The organism is Embleya sp. AB8 (genome assembly GCF_049739465.1).
Lineage (GTDB): Bacteria > Actinomycetota > Actinomycetes > Streptomycetales > Streptomycetaceae > Embleya.
The window spans coordinates 147,152-163,592 of sequence record NZ_JBMHHY010000001.1; the positions used below are offsets into that span (position 1 = coordinate 147,152).

Consider the following 16,441-nt stretch of genomic DNA (forward strand, 5'->3'; position numbering starts at 1 on the left):
GTGCCAGGCCGTCGGATCCTTTGATCCCCCCGTTCGAATGATCCGGCGGTGGCACGCCAAAGCCGCCGGTCGAAGGGACACGATCCGGCGCACGGCTCGGGGTCGCGTGGCCCCCGAGACGATAAGCACTTCGAGCCCGTCGCGGAAGGGGACGCCGCGCCGGGCTCGAAGTGTTTTCCCAGGTCCGGGAGTTCGCCGAGGGCGCGGACGCGGCCTCAGGCCCGACCCCGGCGGCGCGGCCGTTCGTCGCGCAGGATCACCACCGCCGCCGCGATCAGCGTGCCGGCCAGCAGGCCGACCGCCCACACGGTGCCCAGCGTCGCGGCGCGGGTGGACACCGTCGGGAACGCATTGCCGCCGCCGTGCGCCGGCCACGCGGCCAGCGCGCCGACCGCGACCGAGGACACCAGGCAGACCAGCACCGGCACCGCGAGGGCGATCAGCGCCGCGCGACGATCCATCGGAGTGGTCGCGCCGATCGCGTGCAGCGTGCGGGAGGTCTCCCGGCGGGCCGAGCCGTATTCCACGACCACCGTGAACAACAACGCCGCCGCGCACGACGACGCCGTGGCCACGATCAGGAACAGCGGCGCGTCGGCCATCCGTACCGGCGTCCCGTCGCCCGCCAACAGGCTCGTGGTGACCACCGCGAGGGCGATCGTGCTCAGCCCCAGCGGCAGCGCCAGGCCGCGCGCGCCGGCCTCGATCCGGCGGGCCGCGCACAACGACCACACCCGACCGGCTCGGGCCGCCCAGCCCGCGCCGAGCCAGGTCACCAACCACGGCACGGTCAGCGCCGCGCCCAGCAGCACCGCACCGTAGCCCGCCACCGCCGCCGGCAGCGCGCCGTGTGGAAGCCGCTTCGGCCGGGCCGGGTCGGCGATCAGGTATTGCCCGAGCAGCCCGGCCAGCACCAGCAACGGACCGACGTACGACGGCACGCGCGGCAATCGGCGGGCGCCCGCCGGCCGTACCTCGAGCGCGGCGGCCGCCGCCGCGATCGCGGGGAGCAGTACGAGCAGCGCGACCGGGCCCGGCCAGGACACCGAGGCGTCCACCGCGAGCAGCCGGCCGATCGCACGGGGGGCCGAACCGAGCAGCGAGCGCAGGACCAGGTGCGCCTGGGTGCCGGCGATCACCCCGACCAGGGCCGCGATGCCCGCCTCCACCGCGACCGGACCGCGCCGGTGAGCGGTGGGCGGGTGGTCGGGGTGGGCGGCCGGGCGGCGATCCGCGCGGTGCTGCCGCGCCGGCCGGCCCGCCGCCGCGCTCAGGACACCCACCGCGATCAACACCGGCAGCGCCGCAAGGAGCGGACCGATCAGCGCCGGCCCGGGCCGCCCGCTCGGCCGCGCCCAGGCCAGCAGCGACAACAACACCAGGGCGGCCGTACCCGCCACCGCCGCGCCGGCCAGCACCCGGGCGGCGTCGACCGGGGAGGCGCCGCGCAACGCGTGCCGCCCGAACATCGGGTCGCGCCGGGACACCGCGCTACCACCCGTCCGCGCGCGGATCGGGGCGACCTTCGCGCAGCGCCAGACCGTGGTCCGCGTGCGCCGACACCCTGGCATCGGCGGTGGCCAGCACCAGGGTCATCCCGTGCGAGCGCACCGCGGAGACCAGGATCCGCATCAGGTGGTCGAGGTCGGCGTCGACCAGGCCGTGCGCCGGCTCGTCCGCGAACACCACCGCCGGCCGGGTGACCAGCGCCCGGGCGACCGCCGCCCGTCGCAGCGACGCCGGCCCCAGAGCGGCCGGTCGGGAGTCGGCATGCTCGGCGACGTCCACGCGCTCCATCCAGTGCCGGGCGATCGCGAACGCCTCGGCCCGGCGTACCCGGCCGAGCAGCAGCGGCAGCGCGACGTTCTCCGCCACGGTCAACTCCGGCAGCAGCCGGGTGCGGCCGTCGACCAGCCCGAAGTGCCGCCTGCGCAACGCGGTTCGGCCCTTCTCGTCGAGCACGTGCAGCGGGCCGCTGTTGAACCAGACCTCGCCGGAATCGGGCGCGACCACCCCGGACAGACACGTGAGCAGCGCCGACTTGCCGGCGCCGGGGGGACCGGTGATCGCGAACGTCTCCTCGGCGCGGACCGCCGCCGACACGTCCCGGAGCAATGTGGTCGGACCCCGGGTGAGGGTGAGCCCACGACCGCGCAGCACGTCGTTGTCGGGTGGGGTGGCCGGTCCGGCGCCGGCGACGGTGCGCCGGTCATCGGGTCTCGCCGGGCGGGACGACAGGGACATGGCACACCTCCCGCAGAGAAAAGTTCGTTGCCAACCCGTCTCCTCCAACGAGCGTCGCGGCACCCGATTGCGGCGGGGCCGACCAACGCCCTCACTCGGAAACCCTGCCGGCGGCGGGAGTTCGCGCCCACCATGATGAGGCGAACAGGCGTATCGAACACGTTCCGAACGGGGTGCACATGAACCGCCGGCTCGATCTTCCAGATCTGCTCAATGCCCGCGACATCGGCGGCCTACCGCTGATCGACGGGGGAGTCACTCGTACGGGCGTACTGCTGCGCAGCGAGACCCCGGATCTGCTCACCGCCGAGGGGATCGACCGGCTCACCCACACGCACCGCGTCCGGCACGTGCTGGACCTGCGCTCGGCCGGCGAGGGGCTGCCGGTGACCGAGTGGCCGGGGGTGACCCGGCATCGGTTGCCGCTGCTCGGCCGGCGCTCCGCACTGGTCGCCGATCGGGCCGCGATCGGCGACATCTCGGCCGGGCAGACCCAGGGCCTGGACCTGGACGAGGACATCGACCTGGGCAGCGTGGACGAGTTCGGCGCGGGGCTGCTCTATCTGCGGATGGCCGAGCGCGGCGGTGAGTCGTACGTCCGGTCCCTGGAGATCCTGGCCGGCGACGGCGGGGTGCCCGCGCTGGTGCACTGCACCGCGGGCAAGGACCGGACCGGGATCCTGGTCGCGCTGCTCCTGTCGGTCGCCGGCGTCGAGCGAGAGGCGATCATCGCCGACTACACCGAGACCCAGACGCACCTGGACGAGATGTTCGAGCGGATCGACCGGTTGCCCAGGCAGCCGCGGATCGACCCGGCGAGCCCGGTCGCCCCCGCGATGCGCGGCGCGGCGCGCGCGTCCATCGACACGTTCCTGCGGGTGCTGGCCGAGCGGCACGGCTCGGCGGCGGAGTTCCTGCTCGGGGTCGGCGCGCCCCCGGAGCACCTGGAGTCCTGGCGCCGGGTGATCCGGGGGCGGTGACCGGGCCGGCTCAGTGGCCGAGGAAGCGGCCGAAGGCGTGCGCGAGCCGGGAGTCCTTCCCGGTGCGCTGCTCCTCGACGTCGGCGCCCGCCATCACCCGCAGGCCCACGTTGGCGCCGATCCAGCGCAGCGGTTCCGGCTCCCACCTGGGGGAGCGGTGCCGGACCCAGGGCAGCCGGGTCAGCTCGGTGTACTCGTCGCGGATCAGGTCGGCGAGGGTGCGGCCGGCGAGGTTCGCGGTGCCCACGCCGTCGCCGACGTAGCCGCCCGCCCAGGCGAGGCCGCGGGCGCGGTCGAGACCGCAACCGGCGTACCAGTCGCGGGCCACGCCCAGCGGGCCGCCCCACGTGTGGGTGATCCGCGCGTCGGCCACCGCCGGGAACAGCTCGGTGAGCACCCGGCGCAGCTCGGCGAAGACCTTCTCGTCCCGGTCGAACTCGGGCCGTACCTTCGAGCCGAAGTGGTACGGCGCGCCGCGTCCGCCGAAGGCGAGCCGGTCGTCGGCGGTGCGCTGCCCGTAGATGATCAGGTGCCGCAGATCGCTGAAGCTCTGCCGACGGGCCAGGCCCACCTCGTCCCAGAACGCCTTCGGCAGCGGCTCGGTGGCGATCATCAGCGAGTACACCGGCGCGAGTTCGCGGCGGAAGCCGGCCAACTCGGCGGTGTAGCCCTCGGTGGCCCGGACCACCACGTCGGCGCGTACCCGACCGTAGGGGGTGAGCGCGGCGCCGGGCTCGATCGCGGTGACGGGGGTGTGCTCGTGGATGGTCACCCCGAGCGCGCTCACCGCGGCGGCCAGGCCGCGGGCCAGCTTGGCGGGGTGGATCACCGCGCAGTGCGGGGTGTAGGTGCCGCCGAGCACGTCGGTGGCGCCGACCATGGCGCGGGCCTCGGCCGCGTCCAGGAGGCGGGCGTCCGCGTCGTCGAAGCCCCACGCGTGTTCGTCCGCGACCAGTGCCCGCGCCCGGGCCAGTTGTACGGGGGTGCGGGCCAGCACGACCGTGCCGCCCTTGGTGAAGTCGCAGTCGATGCCCTCCTCGGCAACCACTCGGCCGACCTCGTCCACGGTCGCGTTCATCGCCCGCTGCTGGGCGACGGCCCGCTCGCGGGTGCTGGTGCGGGCCACCTTCGCGATCGAGGCCGGGAACAGCGCCGAGCACCAGCCGCCGTTGCGGCCGGAGGCGCCGAAGCCGGCCACCTCCCGCTCCAGGACCACGATCCGCAACCTCGGATCGGCCTTGGCCAGGTAGTACGCGGTCCACAGGCCGGTGTAGCCGGCGCCGACGATGGCCACGTCCACGTCCAGATCGCCGGCGAGCGCGGGGCGCGCGGTGATCGGCTCGTCGAGCGTGTCGAACCACAACGACACGTCGCGGTAGTCGGCGGTCATCGTTGCCACTTCCTCAGGTAGTCCGGGGCGGGCAGGTCGAAGCGCAGGTCCGGGGCGGCCACCGGCTCGCCGAAGTGTTCCGTGATCGGCACCACGCCGGCCCAGATCGGGGTGTCCAGGTCGTCCCGGTCGTCCTCCGGCGGCCCGTCGGAGATCTTCACCGAGGCCTCGGCCAGGGACAGCGCCAGGACCAGGGTCGCGGCCAGTTCCTTGGCCCGATGCGGGCGCAGTTCCTCGCGTCGGCCGGGCAGCAGCCGGTCGGTGAGCAGGTCGAGGGCGGCGGCCTTGTCCCGGTCCGGGAGTACGACGCACGAGCCGAGCACCATCGCGCTGCGGTAGTGCATGGACGACTCGAACGCCGAGCGGGCCACCACGAGTCCGTCGAGCAGGGTCACGGTCAGGCAGGTCGGGGCACCGGCGGCCAGACCGCGAAAGAGCCGGCTGCCGGTGGAGCCGTGGATCAGGACTCGCTCGCCGTCCCGGGCGTAGGCGACCGGGAGGACGAACGGTTGACCGTCCTCGCCGGTGATCGCCAGGTGGCCGACCAGGCCGGCGTCCAACACGGCGTGCAGCGCGGACCGCTCCGTCACCGCGTGGTCGGGCAGGCGTCGTATGCGGGTGCGGGGGGTGGCGCCGGGGTCGGGGTGGCTCATCGGGCCTCGATCCGTCGATTCCTCTGGATTACCTGGTATTTGGGGTGATTTGCGAGCGGAAACGAGTCTGCCGCCGGCGCGCACGGGGTGTGCGCGACGGCGGCAGACTCGGAGGGTTCGTCGAAATGCCGGGGTTTACAGCTTGGTCCAGGCCTCGGTCAGCACCCCGCGCAGGATCTGCTCGATCTCGTCGAACACGCCCTGGTCCGCGGTCAGCGGCGGGGAGAGCTGGATGACCGGGTCGCCGCGGTCGTCGGCGCGGCAGTACAGGCCGTTGTCATAGAGCGCCGTGGAGAGGAAGCCGCGCAGCAGGCGCTCGGCCTCGTCCTCGTTGAAGGTCTCCTTGGTGCCCTTGTCCTTGACCATCTCGATGCCGTAGAAGTACCCGTTGCCGCGCACGTCGCCGACGATCGGCAGGTCCTGGAGCTTCTGCAGCGTGCTCAGGAACTTGGACTCGTTGTCCAGCACGTGCTGGTTCAGGCCCTCGCGCTCGAAGATGTCGAGGTTGGCCAGCGCCACGGCGGAGGACACCGGGTGCCCGCCGAAGGTGTAGCCGTGCATGAAGACGTTGTCGCTGCCGTTGTAGAACGGCTCGGCGAGGCGGTCCGACACGATCATCGCGCCGATCGGGGAGTAGCCCGAGGTCATGCCCTTGGCGCAGGTGATGATGTCCGGCACGTAGTCGAACTTGTCACACGCGAACATCGTGCCGAGCCGGCCGAACGCGCAGATGACCTCGTCCGAGACGAGCAGCACGTCGTACTGGTCGCAGATCTCGCGCACGCGCTGGAAGTAGCCGGGCGGCGGCGGGAAGCAACCACCGGCGTTCTGCACCGGCTCGAGGAAGACCGCGGCGACGGTGTCGGCGCCCTCGTTGAGGATGGCCACCTCGATCTGGTCCGCGGCCCAGCGGCCGAAGCCCTCGGGCGAGGAGTCGGCCAGGAACTCCGGCTTGCGGTACTGGTTGGTGTTCGGCACCCGGAAGGTGCTGGGCACCAGCGGCTCGTACGGCGCCTTGTAGTCCGGCAGGCCGGTGATCGACAGGGCGCCCTGCGGGGTGCCGTGGTAGGCGATGGCGCGCGAGATGACCTTGTGCTTGGTCGGCTTGCCGGTCAGCTTGAAGTAGTGCTTGGCCAGCTTCCACGCGGACTCGACGGCCTCGCCGCCGCCGGTGGTGAAGAAGACCTTGTTCAGGTCGCCCGGGGCGTAGTTCGCCAGTCGCTCGGCCAGTTCGATCGCCTTGGGGTGGGCGTAGCTCCACACCGGGAAGAAGGCGAGCTGCTCGGCCTGCTTGCGGGCGACCTCGGCCAGCTCGGTGCGGCCGTGGCCGGCCTGGACGACGAACAGGCCGGCGAGGCCGTCGATGTACCTGCGCCCGTTGGTGTCCCAGATGTAGCTGCCCTCACCGCGCACGATGGTCGGCACGGGAGCTTTCTCGTACGACGACATGCGGGTGAAGTGCATCCACAGGTGGTCGTAGGCGCTCTTGGAGAGGGCCGCGTTGTCGTACTGCTCTGTCATCGAGTACCCCACTGGTAGGTCTGCTTCCGAAGCTTCAGGTAGACGAAGCTCTCGGTGCTCCGTACGCCCGGAATCGCTCGAATCCTCTTGTTGATGATGTCGAGCAAGTGGTCGTCGTTCTCGCATACGAGTTCCACGATGAGGTCGAACGAACCCGCCGTGATCACGACGTAGTCCACTTCCTTCATCGTGGCCAGGATGTCCGCCACGGGTTCGATGTCCCCTTCGACCCGAACCCCGACCATGGCCTGGCGATGGAAGCCGACGGTCAGCGGATCCGTCACCGCGACGATCTGCATCACGCCCTGGTCGAGCAGGCGCTGTACGCGTTGACGTACGGCGGCCTCCGAGAGACCGACGGCCTTGCCGATCGCGGCGTACGAGCGGCGTCCGTCCTCCTGGAGCTGCTCGATGATCGCCTTCGACACGGCGTCGGCCGGCGCATTCGGGTTTCTGTCTCGACCGGCCACGTGGTCACTCTGCCTCATCAGATGGGCCTTTCGCAAGGGAATCCGTTGACTTTGATCATGAGGACAACTGATTCAGTTGTTGCTGCGTGTTAGGGGTGCGGATATCGATACCGGTCCGGTTAGGCTGGGAAGGCGGCCCAGGTCGGGAAAATGGACCTCCTCGCCGTCCTGCCGGCGCCGCCCCGTTTTCGAAGGAGACTTGGGACATGAGCGACCTGCGTACTCTGCGCAACTACATCGACGGCACGTTCACCGACGCCGCGGACGGCGGCACGCTCGACATCGTCGACCCCGCCACCGGCGAGGTCTACGCGACGTCCCCGCTCTCTCGCGAGCGGGACGTCGACGCGGCGATGCGCGCGGCGGCCACGGCGTTCGAGAGCTGGAGCGAGACCACGCCCGCCGAGCGCCAGCTCGCACTGCTGAAGATCGCCGACGCGGTGGAGAAGCGCGCCGACGAACTGATCGACGCCGAGTGTCGCAACACCGGCAAGCCCCGCGCGCTGACCGCGTCCGAGGAAATCCCGCCGATGGTGGACCAGATCCGCTTCTTCGCGGGTGCCGCGCGCATGCTGGAGGGCAAGTCGGCCGGCGAGTACATGGCGGGGCACACCTCCATGGTGCGGCGCGAGCCGGTCGGCGTGTGTGCGCAGGTGGCGCCGTGGAACTACCCGATGATGATGGCCGTGTGGAAGTTCGCGCCGGCCCTGGCCGCGGGCAACACCGTGGTGCTCAAGCCGTCCGACACCACGCCCGAGTCCACTGTGCTGCTCGCCGAGATCATCGGCGAGATCCTGCCCGCCGGCGTGTTCAACGTGATCTGCGGCGACCGCGACACCGGTCGGCTGATGGTCGAGCACAAGACGCCGGCGATGGCCTCGATCACCGGTTCGGTGCGGGCGGGCATGGCGGTCGCGGAGAGCGCTTCCAAGGACCTCAAGCGAGTGCACCTCGAACTCGGCGGCAAGGCGCCGGTCGTGGTCTTCGAGGACGCCGACATCGCCGCCGCGGCCGAGGGCATCGCCGGCGCCGGCTTCTTCAACGCCGGCCAGGACTGCACCGCCGCGACCCGGGTGCTCGTGCACTCCTCGATCCGCGACGAGTTCGTCACCGCGCTGGCCGCCGCGGCCAATGCCACCTCGACCGGCCCGCACGACGACGCGGACTACGGCCCGGTCAACAACGTCAACCAGCTCGCCCAGGTCGGCGGCTTCATCGAGCGCCTGCCGGCGCACGCCAAGGTCGAGGCCGGCGGGCACCGGGTCGGCGACAAGGGCTTCTTCTACGCGCCGACCGTGGTCTCCGGCCTCAAGCAGGACGACGAGATCATCCAGAACGAGGTCTTCGGCCCGGTGATCACCGTCCAGTCCTTCGAGGACGAGGCCGAGGCGCTGGCCAACGCCAACGGCGTGCAGTACGCGCTGGCCTCCTCGGTGTGGACCAAGGATCACGGCCGGGCGATGCGGATGGCCAAGCGGCTCGACTTCGGCTGTGTGTGGATCAACACGCACATCCCGCTGGTCGCCGAGATGCCGCACGGCGGCTTCAAGCACTCCGGCTACGGCAAGGACCTCTCCGGCTACGGCTTCGAGGACTACACCCGGATCAAGCACGTGATGACCAACTACGACGCCTGATCCCACCCGCCGGGCGGCCGGCGGCCGGCGACACCGCACGCACCCTGTCAACTCCGCTCCGCGAGGGTTGACAGGGTGCGTGTTGCCGTCGGGGGTGGGGCGACGCCACGATGCGGTGGGCCATTTCGTCCGCACCCGCGGTCCTCCGCCCACCGGGCAGGCCCACCCCGCATTCGCCAAGGAGTCGCCGATGACCCGCGCCCGCACTCGCGCCCAGTCCCCGCTGCGGATCGCCGGCCACCGGGTGGATCGGCGGATGTTCCTGCGCGGCACCGGCGCGGCGGCGGCGCTCGGCACCCTGGCCGCGTGCGGTGTGCCGTCCGCCTACGTCAAGGAGAGCGAGCGCGGCGGCGCGGACCGGTCGGCCAAGGAGAAGGTGGTGCGCTTCTCCAACTGGGCGCTCTACATCGACGTCGACGACAAGGACGAGCAGCGCCACCCCACGCTCGACGCGTTCACCGAGAAGACCGGGATCAAGGTCCGGTATTCCGAGGAGATCAACGACAACGACGAGTTCTTCGGCAAGATCCACCCGGCCATCCAGGCGGGCAAGGAGCCGGGTCGGGACGCGATCGTCATCTCGGACTGGATGTGTACCCGCTTCGTCCGGCTCGGCTGGGTGCAGAAGCTGGACAAGGCCAACCTGCCGCAGGTGGGCGCCAACCTCGCCGAATCGTTGCGCAGCCCGGGCTACGACCCCAGGCGTGAGTACACCGTGCCGTGGCAGAGCGGGATGACCGGCATCGCGTACAACAAGAAGCTGGTGGGTCGCGAGATCCACTCGGTGAACGACCTGTGGCGGCCCGAACTCAAGGGCCGGGTGACCGTGTTCGCGGGCTTCATGGAGGCGGTCGCGCTGCTGATGCTCGGCGAGGGCGCGAACATCCGCACCTTCACCGACGCCGACGTGGACAAGGTGATGGAGCGGATGCAGAAGCTGGTGGACAAGAAGCACATCCGCAGCTTCACCGGCAACGACTACACCTCGGGCCTGGCCAGCGGCGACATCCTGGCCTGCCAGGCGTATTCGGGCGACGTGGGCCAGCTCAAGCTGGACAACCCCGACATCGAGTTCGTGGTCCCGGAAGAGGGCGCCGAGCTGTGGTCGGAGAACCTCATGGTGCCGAACAAGGCCGCGCACAAGACCAACGCCGAGAAGCTGATGGACTTCTACTACGACCCGGAGATCGCCGCCGAACTGGCGCACTACGTGGCGTACGTATGTCCGGTGCCGGCCGCGCAGCAGGTGATGGCCGAGTCCCAGGACAAGGCGATGCGCGAGTCGGCGAGCAACCCGCTGATCTTCCCGGACGCGGAGATGACCGCGAAGCTGCACGGCATGCGGGAGACCACCGAGGACGAGGAACGCCGCTGGGAAAAGGCGTGGGGCAAGATCATCGGCCTGTGAGCCGACGATCGCCGGGTCAGCGGCCGGTGAGGGCCGGATCGGCGGCGATCGCGCCGCGATAGGCGCGCAACCCGAGCAGTGGGAACACCAGTACGGAGACCATCCCGGCGCCGACCATCGCGGCGGCGGTACTCGCCTTCAACTCGCCCTCGGCCACCCCGATCCCGGTGATCACCACGATCAGCGGCAGCCCGGCCGAGCCGAACAGCGCCAGGCCCAGCCGTACCGCGGCCGGTGCGCCGCGCTCCACCAGGTACGTCGGCACGCCGCGGACCAGCAGGAACAACACCAGGAACAGCGGCAGCAGAGCCACCGTGCCCAGGTCCGCGAACAACGCGCGCCCGTCGAAGCGCACGCCGCTGACCACGAAGAACACCGGGATGAACATCCCGAACCCGATCGCGTCCAGCTTGCCCGCGACCGTCTCGCGCGCCTCTGCCGGCATGTCGGACAGCAGCAGCCGGATGATCAGCCCGGCCGCGAACGCGCCCAGCAGCGCGTCCAGCCCCAACTCGTCCGCGGCCCAGACCAGGACCGCGAGGACGAGTACGCCGAGCCGGATCGCGAGTTGGCCGCTGGAGTGCAGGGTGGCCCGGACCACCCGGTCCAGCGGGGCGGGCAGCGGCCGGCGGGCGAACGCGAGCACCACCACCGTCACCGCCGCGAAACAGGCCAGCGCGACCGCCGAGGCGCCCGCGTTGCGCCCGCTCAGCAGCAGCGAGACGGCCACGATCGGGCCGAACTCGCCGAGCGTGCCGATCGCCATCACCTGCGCGCCGAACCGGGTGGGCAGCGCGCCTGCGTCGCGCAGGATCGGCAGCAGCGTGCCGAGCGCGGTGGTGGTCAGCGCGAGGCCGACCACCAGGCGCGACACGGTCGAGCCGGACCACACCAGCAGCAGGCCGACCAGCAGCCCGACCGGCAGGGACAGCGCCCAGCCCAACGTCGCCCGGCGCAGCGGCCGGCCGCTGAGTCGGGCCAGGTCGATCTCGAAGCCGGCCAGGAACATCAGGAACGCCAGGCCGAAGTTGGCGGTGAAGGTGAGCACCGTCGTCTCGTGCACCCAGCTCAGCACCGACGGTCCGGCCAGCACCCCGAGCAGCAGTTCGAGCACCACGGTCGGCACCGGCAGCAGGCGGCCGAGCAGATCGGCCGCCAGCGGCGCGACGAAGGCCAGGGTCAGGACGATCAGGAAGGGTGCGCTGTCGTGGGACACCGGCGGAGCATAGTGCGCGTTCGGCGGCTTTTCGGGCAGCCGCGCAGGTCACCCGGCCGCCGGCGGGCGGGAGCCGCCCGGACGGACGCACTAGGGTCGATGGCCATGACCAGCAGCTCCCCCGAGGCCCCCGCCGGGCCCGCCGTCGAATCGCCCGCCGACCCCGTCGCGGACCCCACCGCCGACCGTGCCGACCCGCCCGCCGAGCCGGTGAGCTGGGACGTCGTGGTGATCGGCGCCGGGCCCGCCGGGGCGTCCGCGGCCCTGGCCGCCGCGCGCGCCGGGCGCCGCGTGCTGGTCCTGGACCGGGCCGAACTGCCGCGCTACAAGACCTGCGGCGGGGGCATCATCGGCCCCTCGAAGCACGCCCTCCCGCCCGGCTTCGAGCCGCCGGTGGAGGACCTGGTCCACGAGGTCGAGTTCACCCTGCGCGGTCGCCGGCGACGGGTGCGCTCGTCCCGGACCACGCTGATCGGCCTGGTCGACCGGGCCCGCTTCGACGAGGCGCTGACCCGGGCGGCGGTGGCCGCGGGCGCGGTGTTGCGCGAGGGCGCCACGGTCACCCGGATCGCCGAGTCGGCGGGCCGGGTGACGCTGACCCTGGCCGGCGGCGAGCAGGTCCGGGCCCGCGCGGTGGTCGGCGCGGACGGCAGCGCGGGCCGCAGCTCCGCCTATGTCGGGGTCACCTTCGACCGGGTCGACCTGGGCCTGGAGGCGGAGATCCCGGTGCCGCCGGAGGTGGCCGCGCACTGGCGCGGCCGGGTCCTGCTCGACTGGGGCCCGCTGCCGGGCTCGTACGGGTGGGTCTTCCCCAAGGGCGACACGCTCACCGTGGGGGTGATCAGCGCGCGCGGCGAGGGCGAGGCGACCCGGGCCTACCTGCGCGACTTCATCGGTCGGCTCGGCCTGGCCGGGTTCCGCCCGGCGATCGAGTCGGGACACCTGACCCGCTGCCGCAAGGAGAGCGCGCCGCTGTCCCGCGGCCGGGTGCTGGTCGCCGGGGACGCCGCCGGGCTGCTTGAGCCGTGGACGCGCGAGGGCATCTCGTACGCGCTGCGTTCGGGCCGGTCGGCGGGGGAGCGGGCCGCGGAGGTGGCCGGGGTGGACACCGACGCCGAGGTGGACAAGCTCGGCGCGGCCTACCACGCGGACATCGACGCGGTGCTCGGTCGTGAGATGCGCGCCGGCCGGCTGCTGCTCGACGTGTTCGAGCGGCACCCCGCGATGTTGCACCACGCGGTGAGCACCCTGCCGCAGGGCTGGCGGGTGTTCCGCAAGGTGGTCCAGGGGCGCGCCACCTTCGCCGACCTGCTGGAGCGGCCCGCCGCCCGCCGGGTGCTGGCGCTGACCGGACACTGACCGCGGACCGCCCCGGGCCCGCCGTTCGCGGGTCCGGGGCGGTCCGGTCCGCCCGGCGGCGGCCGGGCGCGCTCAGCGACGCAGCGCCTCCAGGCCGAGCAGTGCCACGTGCAGCGACAGGCAGCTCTCCACCTGGTCCAGGTCCACGCCGAGGACCCGTTCGATCCGGTGCAGCCGTTCGTAGAAGGACGGCCGGGACAGATGCGCGGCGTCGGCCGCCGCGGACTTGTTGCGGCCGTGCTCGAGATAGATCTGCAACATCGGGACCAGCTGGGTGCCCTGTTGCGCGTCGTAGGCCAGCAGGGGGCCGAGTTCGCGTTCCACGTAGGTCTGGAGTCGGGCGTCGTCGCGCAGCAGGTGCAGCAGACCGCGCAGCCGGACGTCGGGCAGCCGGTAGAACGCGGCCTTGCCGCCCTGGTGCAGCGCGGCGTCGGCGACCTGGGTCGCCTCCAACAACGAGCGCCGCGCATCGCGCACCGCGCCCACCGAGGAGCCGACCGCGACCACGATGTCGTCCGCGAGGTCCGGCGCGAGTCGGCGGACCGCGGCGGCGAAGCCCTCCAACGCGCCGTCCTCGGTGTCCTGCGAGCCGAGTGCGACCAACAGGCCCACGTTGTCGTCGTCGAGCCCGCCGACCAGCGCGGCCAGCCGCCGCTCGCGCACCGCCGCGGCGGCGATCTCGGTGAAGTCGCGCAGTCGGGCCTGGGATTCCAGCGCGGCCGGGGTCACGCTGCGGCGCAGCCGCAACACCACGCCGACCAGGCGCCGCCCCTCCAGCGGGACACCGAGCGCGCGGGCGCGCAACGTCACCTCGGCCACCGTGTAGGAGTGGGTCAGGATCCCGGAGAGCAGGGTGCGGTGGGTCTGCCGCTCCAGGCTCTCCCGATCGCGCACCACCAGCCGGTTCAGGGCCAGGGTGGACGCGGCCCGTTCGAGCAGCATGGTCTGCCGCGCGGGCGGCGCGGTGCCGTCGCCGACCAGCATCAGCCGGCCCCAGTCGTGCCCGCGCGCGCCGACCGTGGTGACCAGCCATCCGGTGCGCTCGTCGAACGCGGTCCGGGCGGACACGCGCAGCTGCCGGGAGCGGTCCTCCCAGTTCTCCAGGAGCGTCTCGGCGGCCAGGCCGGCCGCGTCGTAGGCGAGCACCTGGTGTGCGAGGTTCTCCAGGATCACCGGCCGGCCGGCCATTCGGGATGCCTGCCGGACGATCTCGGCGGGTTCGGCGCCCTCGACGGCCAGCTCGTTGAACGCCTGGTGTACCGCCTCGGAGGCCTGGAGCTCGGCCAGCTGGGCGTCGATGATCAGGCCGTGTACGGCCTCGGTGATGCCGATGAAGCGGGTCTCGTTGCGCAACGTGATCACCGGCAGGCCGACCTGCTCGGCCGCCGCGACCAGGGCGCGCGGCAGCTGCTCGGTGTAGCGCCGGCCCAGTTCGACCACCAGGCCGGCCGCGTCCACCTCGGCCAGGTCGCGGATGTAGCGTTGCAGACCCTCGCGCTCCTCGGGGAGGGCGATGCCGGTGGCCATCACCAGTTCGCCACCCTTGAGCAGTCGGGTCACGTCCGGCAGCTCGCTGATGTGCACCCAGCGCACCGGCCGGGCCAGGCCACGTTCGCCCGCGACCACCTGTGGGCGACCGCGCTGGACGATATCGAGGGCCAGTACGTCGGCCACCGTGGGGAACATTCGACAACCTCCGCGAACTGACTTCGGCCCGACCGCGGTGCGGTTGTTCCCGCCGGAAGCGGGAATCGTCGAGCAATCTGTAAATGGCTCGGTGGGCGGTGCTTCCATGGTGACAGGTCGCCGGGGTGTCCGAGCGGCGGCCCCGGGGTTCGCGGGGGCGGTTCACGACCTGTAAAGCCCACCCACGCCTACCTGTCGATGTGCCTGTTGCGGCACCCCGTGTCGAAACGGCATCGTCCTACGCTGACGCGGCTCACGCGCATAACCACCACCCGCGGCGCCCGTCGGCTCATCGAAAATCCCTTGGAGGGCTCCCATGCCTATGCAGGACTTCGGCAAAGGTCATCAATACGTCGGGGGACAACTGCGGCAGGGCTCGTCCGGGGAGACCTTCGACGTCACCGACCCGGCCACCGGCGAGACGATCGACACCCTGACCCTGGCCGCGCCCGCGGACGTGGACGCGGCGGTGGCCGCCGCCAAGGCCGCCTTCCCGCAGTGGTCGGGGGCCACCCCGGGCGAGCGGGCGAGCGCGCTGAACCGGCTCTCGGTGCTGCTCGACGAGCGCGCCGCCGACTTCGCCCGGGTGGAGAGCGCGCAGGCGGGCAAGCCGATCCGGCTGACCACCGAGTTCGACGTGCCGGGCACGGTCGACAACACCGCGTTCTTCGCCGGCGCCGCGCGCAACCTGGAGGGCAAGGCGGCCGGGGAGTACGCGACCGGCTCCACGTCGATGATCCGCCGCGAGGCGATCGGCGTGGTCGGCTCGATCGCGCCGTGGAACTACCCGCTCCAGATGGCCGCCTGGAAGATCCTGCCGGCCATCGCGGCGGGCAACACGATCGTGCTCAAGCCGGCCGAGATCACCCCGCTGACCTCGCTGATGTTCGCCCAGGCGTGCACCGACGCGGGCATCCCGGACGGCGTGGTCAACGTGATCACCGGTCAGGGGCGGACCGTCGGCGAATACCTGATGGGCCACGCCGACGTGTCGATGATCTCCTTCACCGGCTCCACCGGAGTGGGCAAGCGGGTCGGCGAGGTGGCGCTGCGCACGGTCAAGCGGCTGCACCTCGAACTCGGCGGCAAGGCCCCGTTCGTGGTCTTCGACGACGCCGACCCGGACGCCGCGATCAACGGCGCGGTCGCCGCGTCGCTGATCAACTCGGGCCAGGACTGCACCGCCGCGACCCGCGCCTACGTGCAGCGCCCGCTGTTCGACGCGTTCGTGGCCGGCGTCGCGGAGCTGTACCGGGGCATCCGGCTGGGCGACACCACCGACTTCTCGACCGACCTCGGCCCGCTGGTCTCGCGCCGGCAGCAGGAGTCGGTGGCCGGCTTCGTCGAGCGCGCCCGCGGCTACGGCGCGACCGTGGTCACCGGCGGCGAGATCCCCGGCGGCGAACTGGCCAAGGGCGCCTTCTACCGCCCGACGCTGATCACCGGGGTGGCCCAGGACAGCGAGATCGTGCAGGACGAGATCTTCGGCCCGGTCCTGGTCGTACTGCCCTTCGACAGCGACGACGAGGGCATCCGGCTCGCCAACGACACCCCCTACGGCCTGGCCGCCTCCGCGTGGACGCGCGACATCTTCCGCTCGCTGCGGGCCACCCGGGAGATCCAGGCCGGCTGCGTGTGGGTCAACGACCACATCCCGATCATCAGCGACATGCCGCACGGCGGGTACAAGGCGTCCGGCTTCGGCAAGGACATGTCGCAGTACTCCTTCGACGAGTACACCCAGGTCAAGCACGTCATGTACGACGGCACGGGCATCGCCCGCAAGGACTGGCACCGGACCATCTTCGGAGACCGGTAACCACCCCCCATCGAACGGGCGGCCGGGAGCGCGAGCTCCCGTCCGCCCTCGCGCCCGC

General features: G+C 72.0%; 13 protein-coding genes. 5 read left to right on the top strand and 8 right to left on the bottom strand.

Going from position 1 to position 16,441, the window contains the following annotated elements:
- Window positions 1-215: 215 nt before the first annotated feature.
- A complete protein-coding gene (locus ABIA38_RS00660; protein ID WP_424636338.1) occupies window positions 216-1,487 on the bottom strand; it encodes a hypothetical protein in 1,272 nt (423 codons plus the stop codon).
- 4 nt (window positions 1,488-1,491) lie between these two features.
- Window positions 1,492-2,244 (bottom strand): ABC transporter ATP-binding protein, encoded by a 753-nt coding sequence (locus ABIA38_RS00665; protein ID WP_424636339.1) that lies wholly within the window; start codon window positions 2,242-2,244, stop codon window positions 1,492-1,494.
- Window positions 2,245-2,423: 179 nt separating this feature from the next.
- Here ABIA38_RS00665 and ABIA38_RS00670 point away from each other — a divergent pair, with 179 nt between their 5' ends.
- Complete coding sequence (locus ABIA38_RS00670; protein WP_424636340.1) at window positions 2,424-3,224, top strand: tyrosine-protein phosphatase; 801 nt, start codon at window positions 2,424-2,426, stop codon at window positions 3,222-3,224.
- A gap of 10 nt (window positions 3,225-3,234) precedes the next feature.
- Here the strand turns inward: ABIA38_RS00670 and ABIA38_RS00675 are convergent, their stop codons facing one another.
- The 4 genes from ABIA38_RS00675 to ABIA38_RS00690 form a co-directional block, all read right to left on the bottom strand.
- Entirely contained in the window at window positions 3,235-4,614 is a 1,380-nt protein-coding gene (locus tag ABIA38_RS00675) for an NAD(P)/FAD-dependent oxidoreductase (protein WP_424636341.1), read from the bottom strand.
- Window positions 4,611-5,267: a pyridoxamine 5'-phosphate oxidase family protein gene (locus ABIA38_RS00680; protein ID WP_424636342.1), complete on the bottom strand. Its 657-nt coding sequence runs from the start codon at window positions 5,265-5,267 to the stop codon at window positions 4,611-4,613. Before ABIA38_RS00680 ends, ABIA38_RS00675 begins: the two co-directional genes overlap by 4 nt.
- A 135-nt stretch (window positions 5,268-5,402) precedes the next feature.
- Window positions 5,403-6,788: an aspartate aminotransferase family protein gene (locus ABIA38_RS00685; RefSeq protein ID WP_424636343.1), complete on the bottom strand. Its 1,386-nt coding sequence runs from the start codon at window positions 6,786-6,788 to the stop codon at window positions 5,403-5,405.
- Entirely contained in the window at window positions 6,785-7,276 is a 492-nt protein-coding gene (locus ABIA38_RS00690) for an Lrp/AsnC family transcriptional regulator (protein ID WP_424636344.1), read from the bottom strand. Before ABIA38_RS00690 ends, ABIA38_RS00685 begins: the two co-directional genes overlap by 4 nt.
- 188 nt (window positions 7,277-7,464) lie before the next feature.
- Here ABIA38_RS00690 and ABIA38_RS00695 point away from each other — a divergent pair, with 188 nt between their 5' ends.
- A complete protein-coding gene (locus ABIA38_RS00695; protein WP_424636345.1) occupies window positions 7,465-8,895 on the top strand; it encodes a gamma-aminobutyraldehyde dehydrogenase in 1,431 nt (476 codons plus the stop codon).
- A gap of 190 nt (window positions 8,896-9,085) precedes the next feature.
- Window positions 9,086-10,303 carry a polyamine ABC transporter substrate-binding protein gene (locus ABIA38_RS00700; protein ID WP_424636346.1) on the top strand — a complete coding sequence of 406 codons (1,218 nt, stop codon included), beginning with the start codon at window positions 9,086-9,088 and terminating at the stop codon, window positions 10,301-10,303.
- 16 nt (window positions 10,304-10,319) lie between these two features.
- Here the strand turns inward: ABIA38_RS00700 and ABIA38_RS00705 are convergent, their stop codons facing one another.
- Entirely contained in the window at window positions 10,320-11,519 is a 1,200-nt protein-coding gene (locus tag ABIA38_RS00705; RefSeq protein WP_424636347.1) for a cation:proton antiporter, read from the bottom strand.
- 105 nt (window positions 11,520-11,624) lie between these two features.
- Between ABIA38_RS00705 and ABIA38_RS00710 the strand changes: the two genes are divergently transcribed.
- A complete protein-coding gene (locus ABIA38_RS00710; protein WP_424636348.1) occupies window positions 11,625-12,878 on the top strand; it encodes a geranylgeranyl reductase family protein in 1,254 nt (417 codons plus the stop codon).
- 72 nt (window positions 12,879-12,950) lie between these two features.
- On the opposite strand, the gene ABIA38_RS00715 is transcribed toward ABIA38_RS00710, so the two are convergent.
- On the bottom strand, window positions 12,951-14,564 hold the full coding sequence (locus ABIA38_RS00715; protein ID WP_424636349.1) for a PucR family transcriptional regulator: 1,614 nt from the start codon (window positions 14,562-14,564) through the stop codon (window positions 12,951-12,953).
- A gap of 322 nt (window positions 14,565-14,886) precedes the next feature.
- On the opposite strand from ABIA38_RS00715, the gene ABIA38_RS00720 reads away from it, so the two are divergent.
- Entirely contained in the window at window positions 14,887-16,383 is a 1,497-nt protein-coding gene (locus ABIA38_RS00720) for a gamma-aminobutyraldehyde dehydrogenase (protein ID WP_424636746.1), read from the top strand.
- The last annotated feature ends 58 nt before the right edge of the window (window positions 16,384-16,441 follow it).

What these genes read in the sequence shown, in the direction of transcription:
- ABIA38_RS00690 (WP_424636344.1), bottom strand. Translation starts at nt 7,276, where the DNA reads ATGAGGCAGAGTGACCACGTGGCCGGTCGAGACAGAAACCCGAATGCG.
- ABIA38_RS00700 (WP_424636346.1), top strand. Translation starts at nt 9,086, where the DNA reads ATGACCCGCGCCCGCACTCGCGCCCAGTCCCCGCTGCGGATCGCCGGC.
- ABIA38_RS00715 (WP_424636349.1), bottom strand. Translation starts at nt 14,564, where the DNA reads ATGTTCCCCACGGTGGCCGACGTACTGGCCCTCGATATCGTCCAGCGC.
- ABIA38_RS00695 (WP_424636345.1), top strand. Translation starts at nt 7,465, where the DNA reads ATGAGCGACCTGCGTACTCTGCGCAACTACATCGACGGCACGTTCACC.
- ABIA38_RS00720 (WP_424636746.1), top strand. Translation starts at nt 14,887, where the DNA reads ATGCAGGACTTCGGCAAAGGTCATCAATACGTCGGGGGACAACTGCGG.
- ABIA38_RS00685 (WP_424636343.1), bottom strand. Translation starts at nt 6,788, where the DNA reads ATGACAGAGCAGTACGACAACGCGGCCCTCTCCAAGAGCGCCTACGAC.
- ABIA38_RS00665 (WP_424636339.1), bottom strand. Translation starts at nt 2,244, where the DNA reads ATGTCCCTGTCGTCCCGCCCGGCGAGACCCGATGACCGGCGCACCGTC.
- ABIA38_RS00680 (WP_424636342.1), bottom strand. Translation starts at nt 5,267, where the DNA reads ATGAGCCACCCCGACCCCGGCGCCACCCCCCGCACCCGCATACGACGC.
- ABIA38_RS00710 (WP_424636348.1), top strand. Translation starts at nt 11,625, where the DNA reads ATGACCAGCAGCTCCCCCGAGGCCCCCGCCGGGCCCGCCGTCGAATCG.
- ABIA38_RS00670 (WP_424636340.1), top strand. Translation starts at nt 2,424, where the DNA reads ATGAACCGCCGGCTCGATCTTCCAGATCTGCTCAATGCCCGCGACATC.
- ABIA38_RS00675 (WP_424636341.1), bottom strand. Translation starts at nt 4,614, where the DNA reads ATGACCGCCGACTACCGCGACGTGTCGTTGTGGTTCGACACGCTCGAC.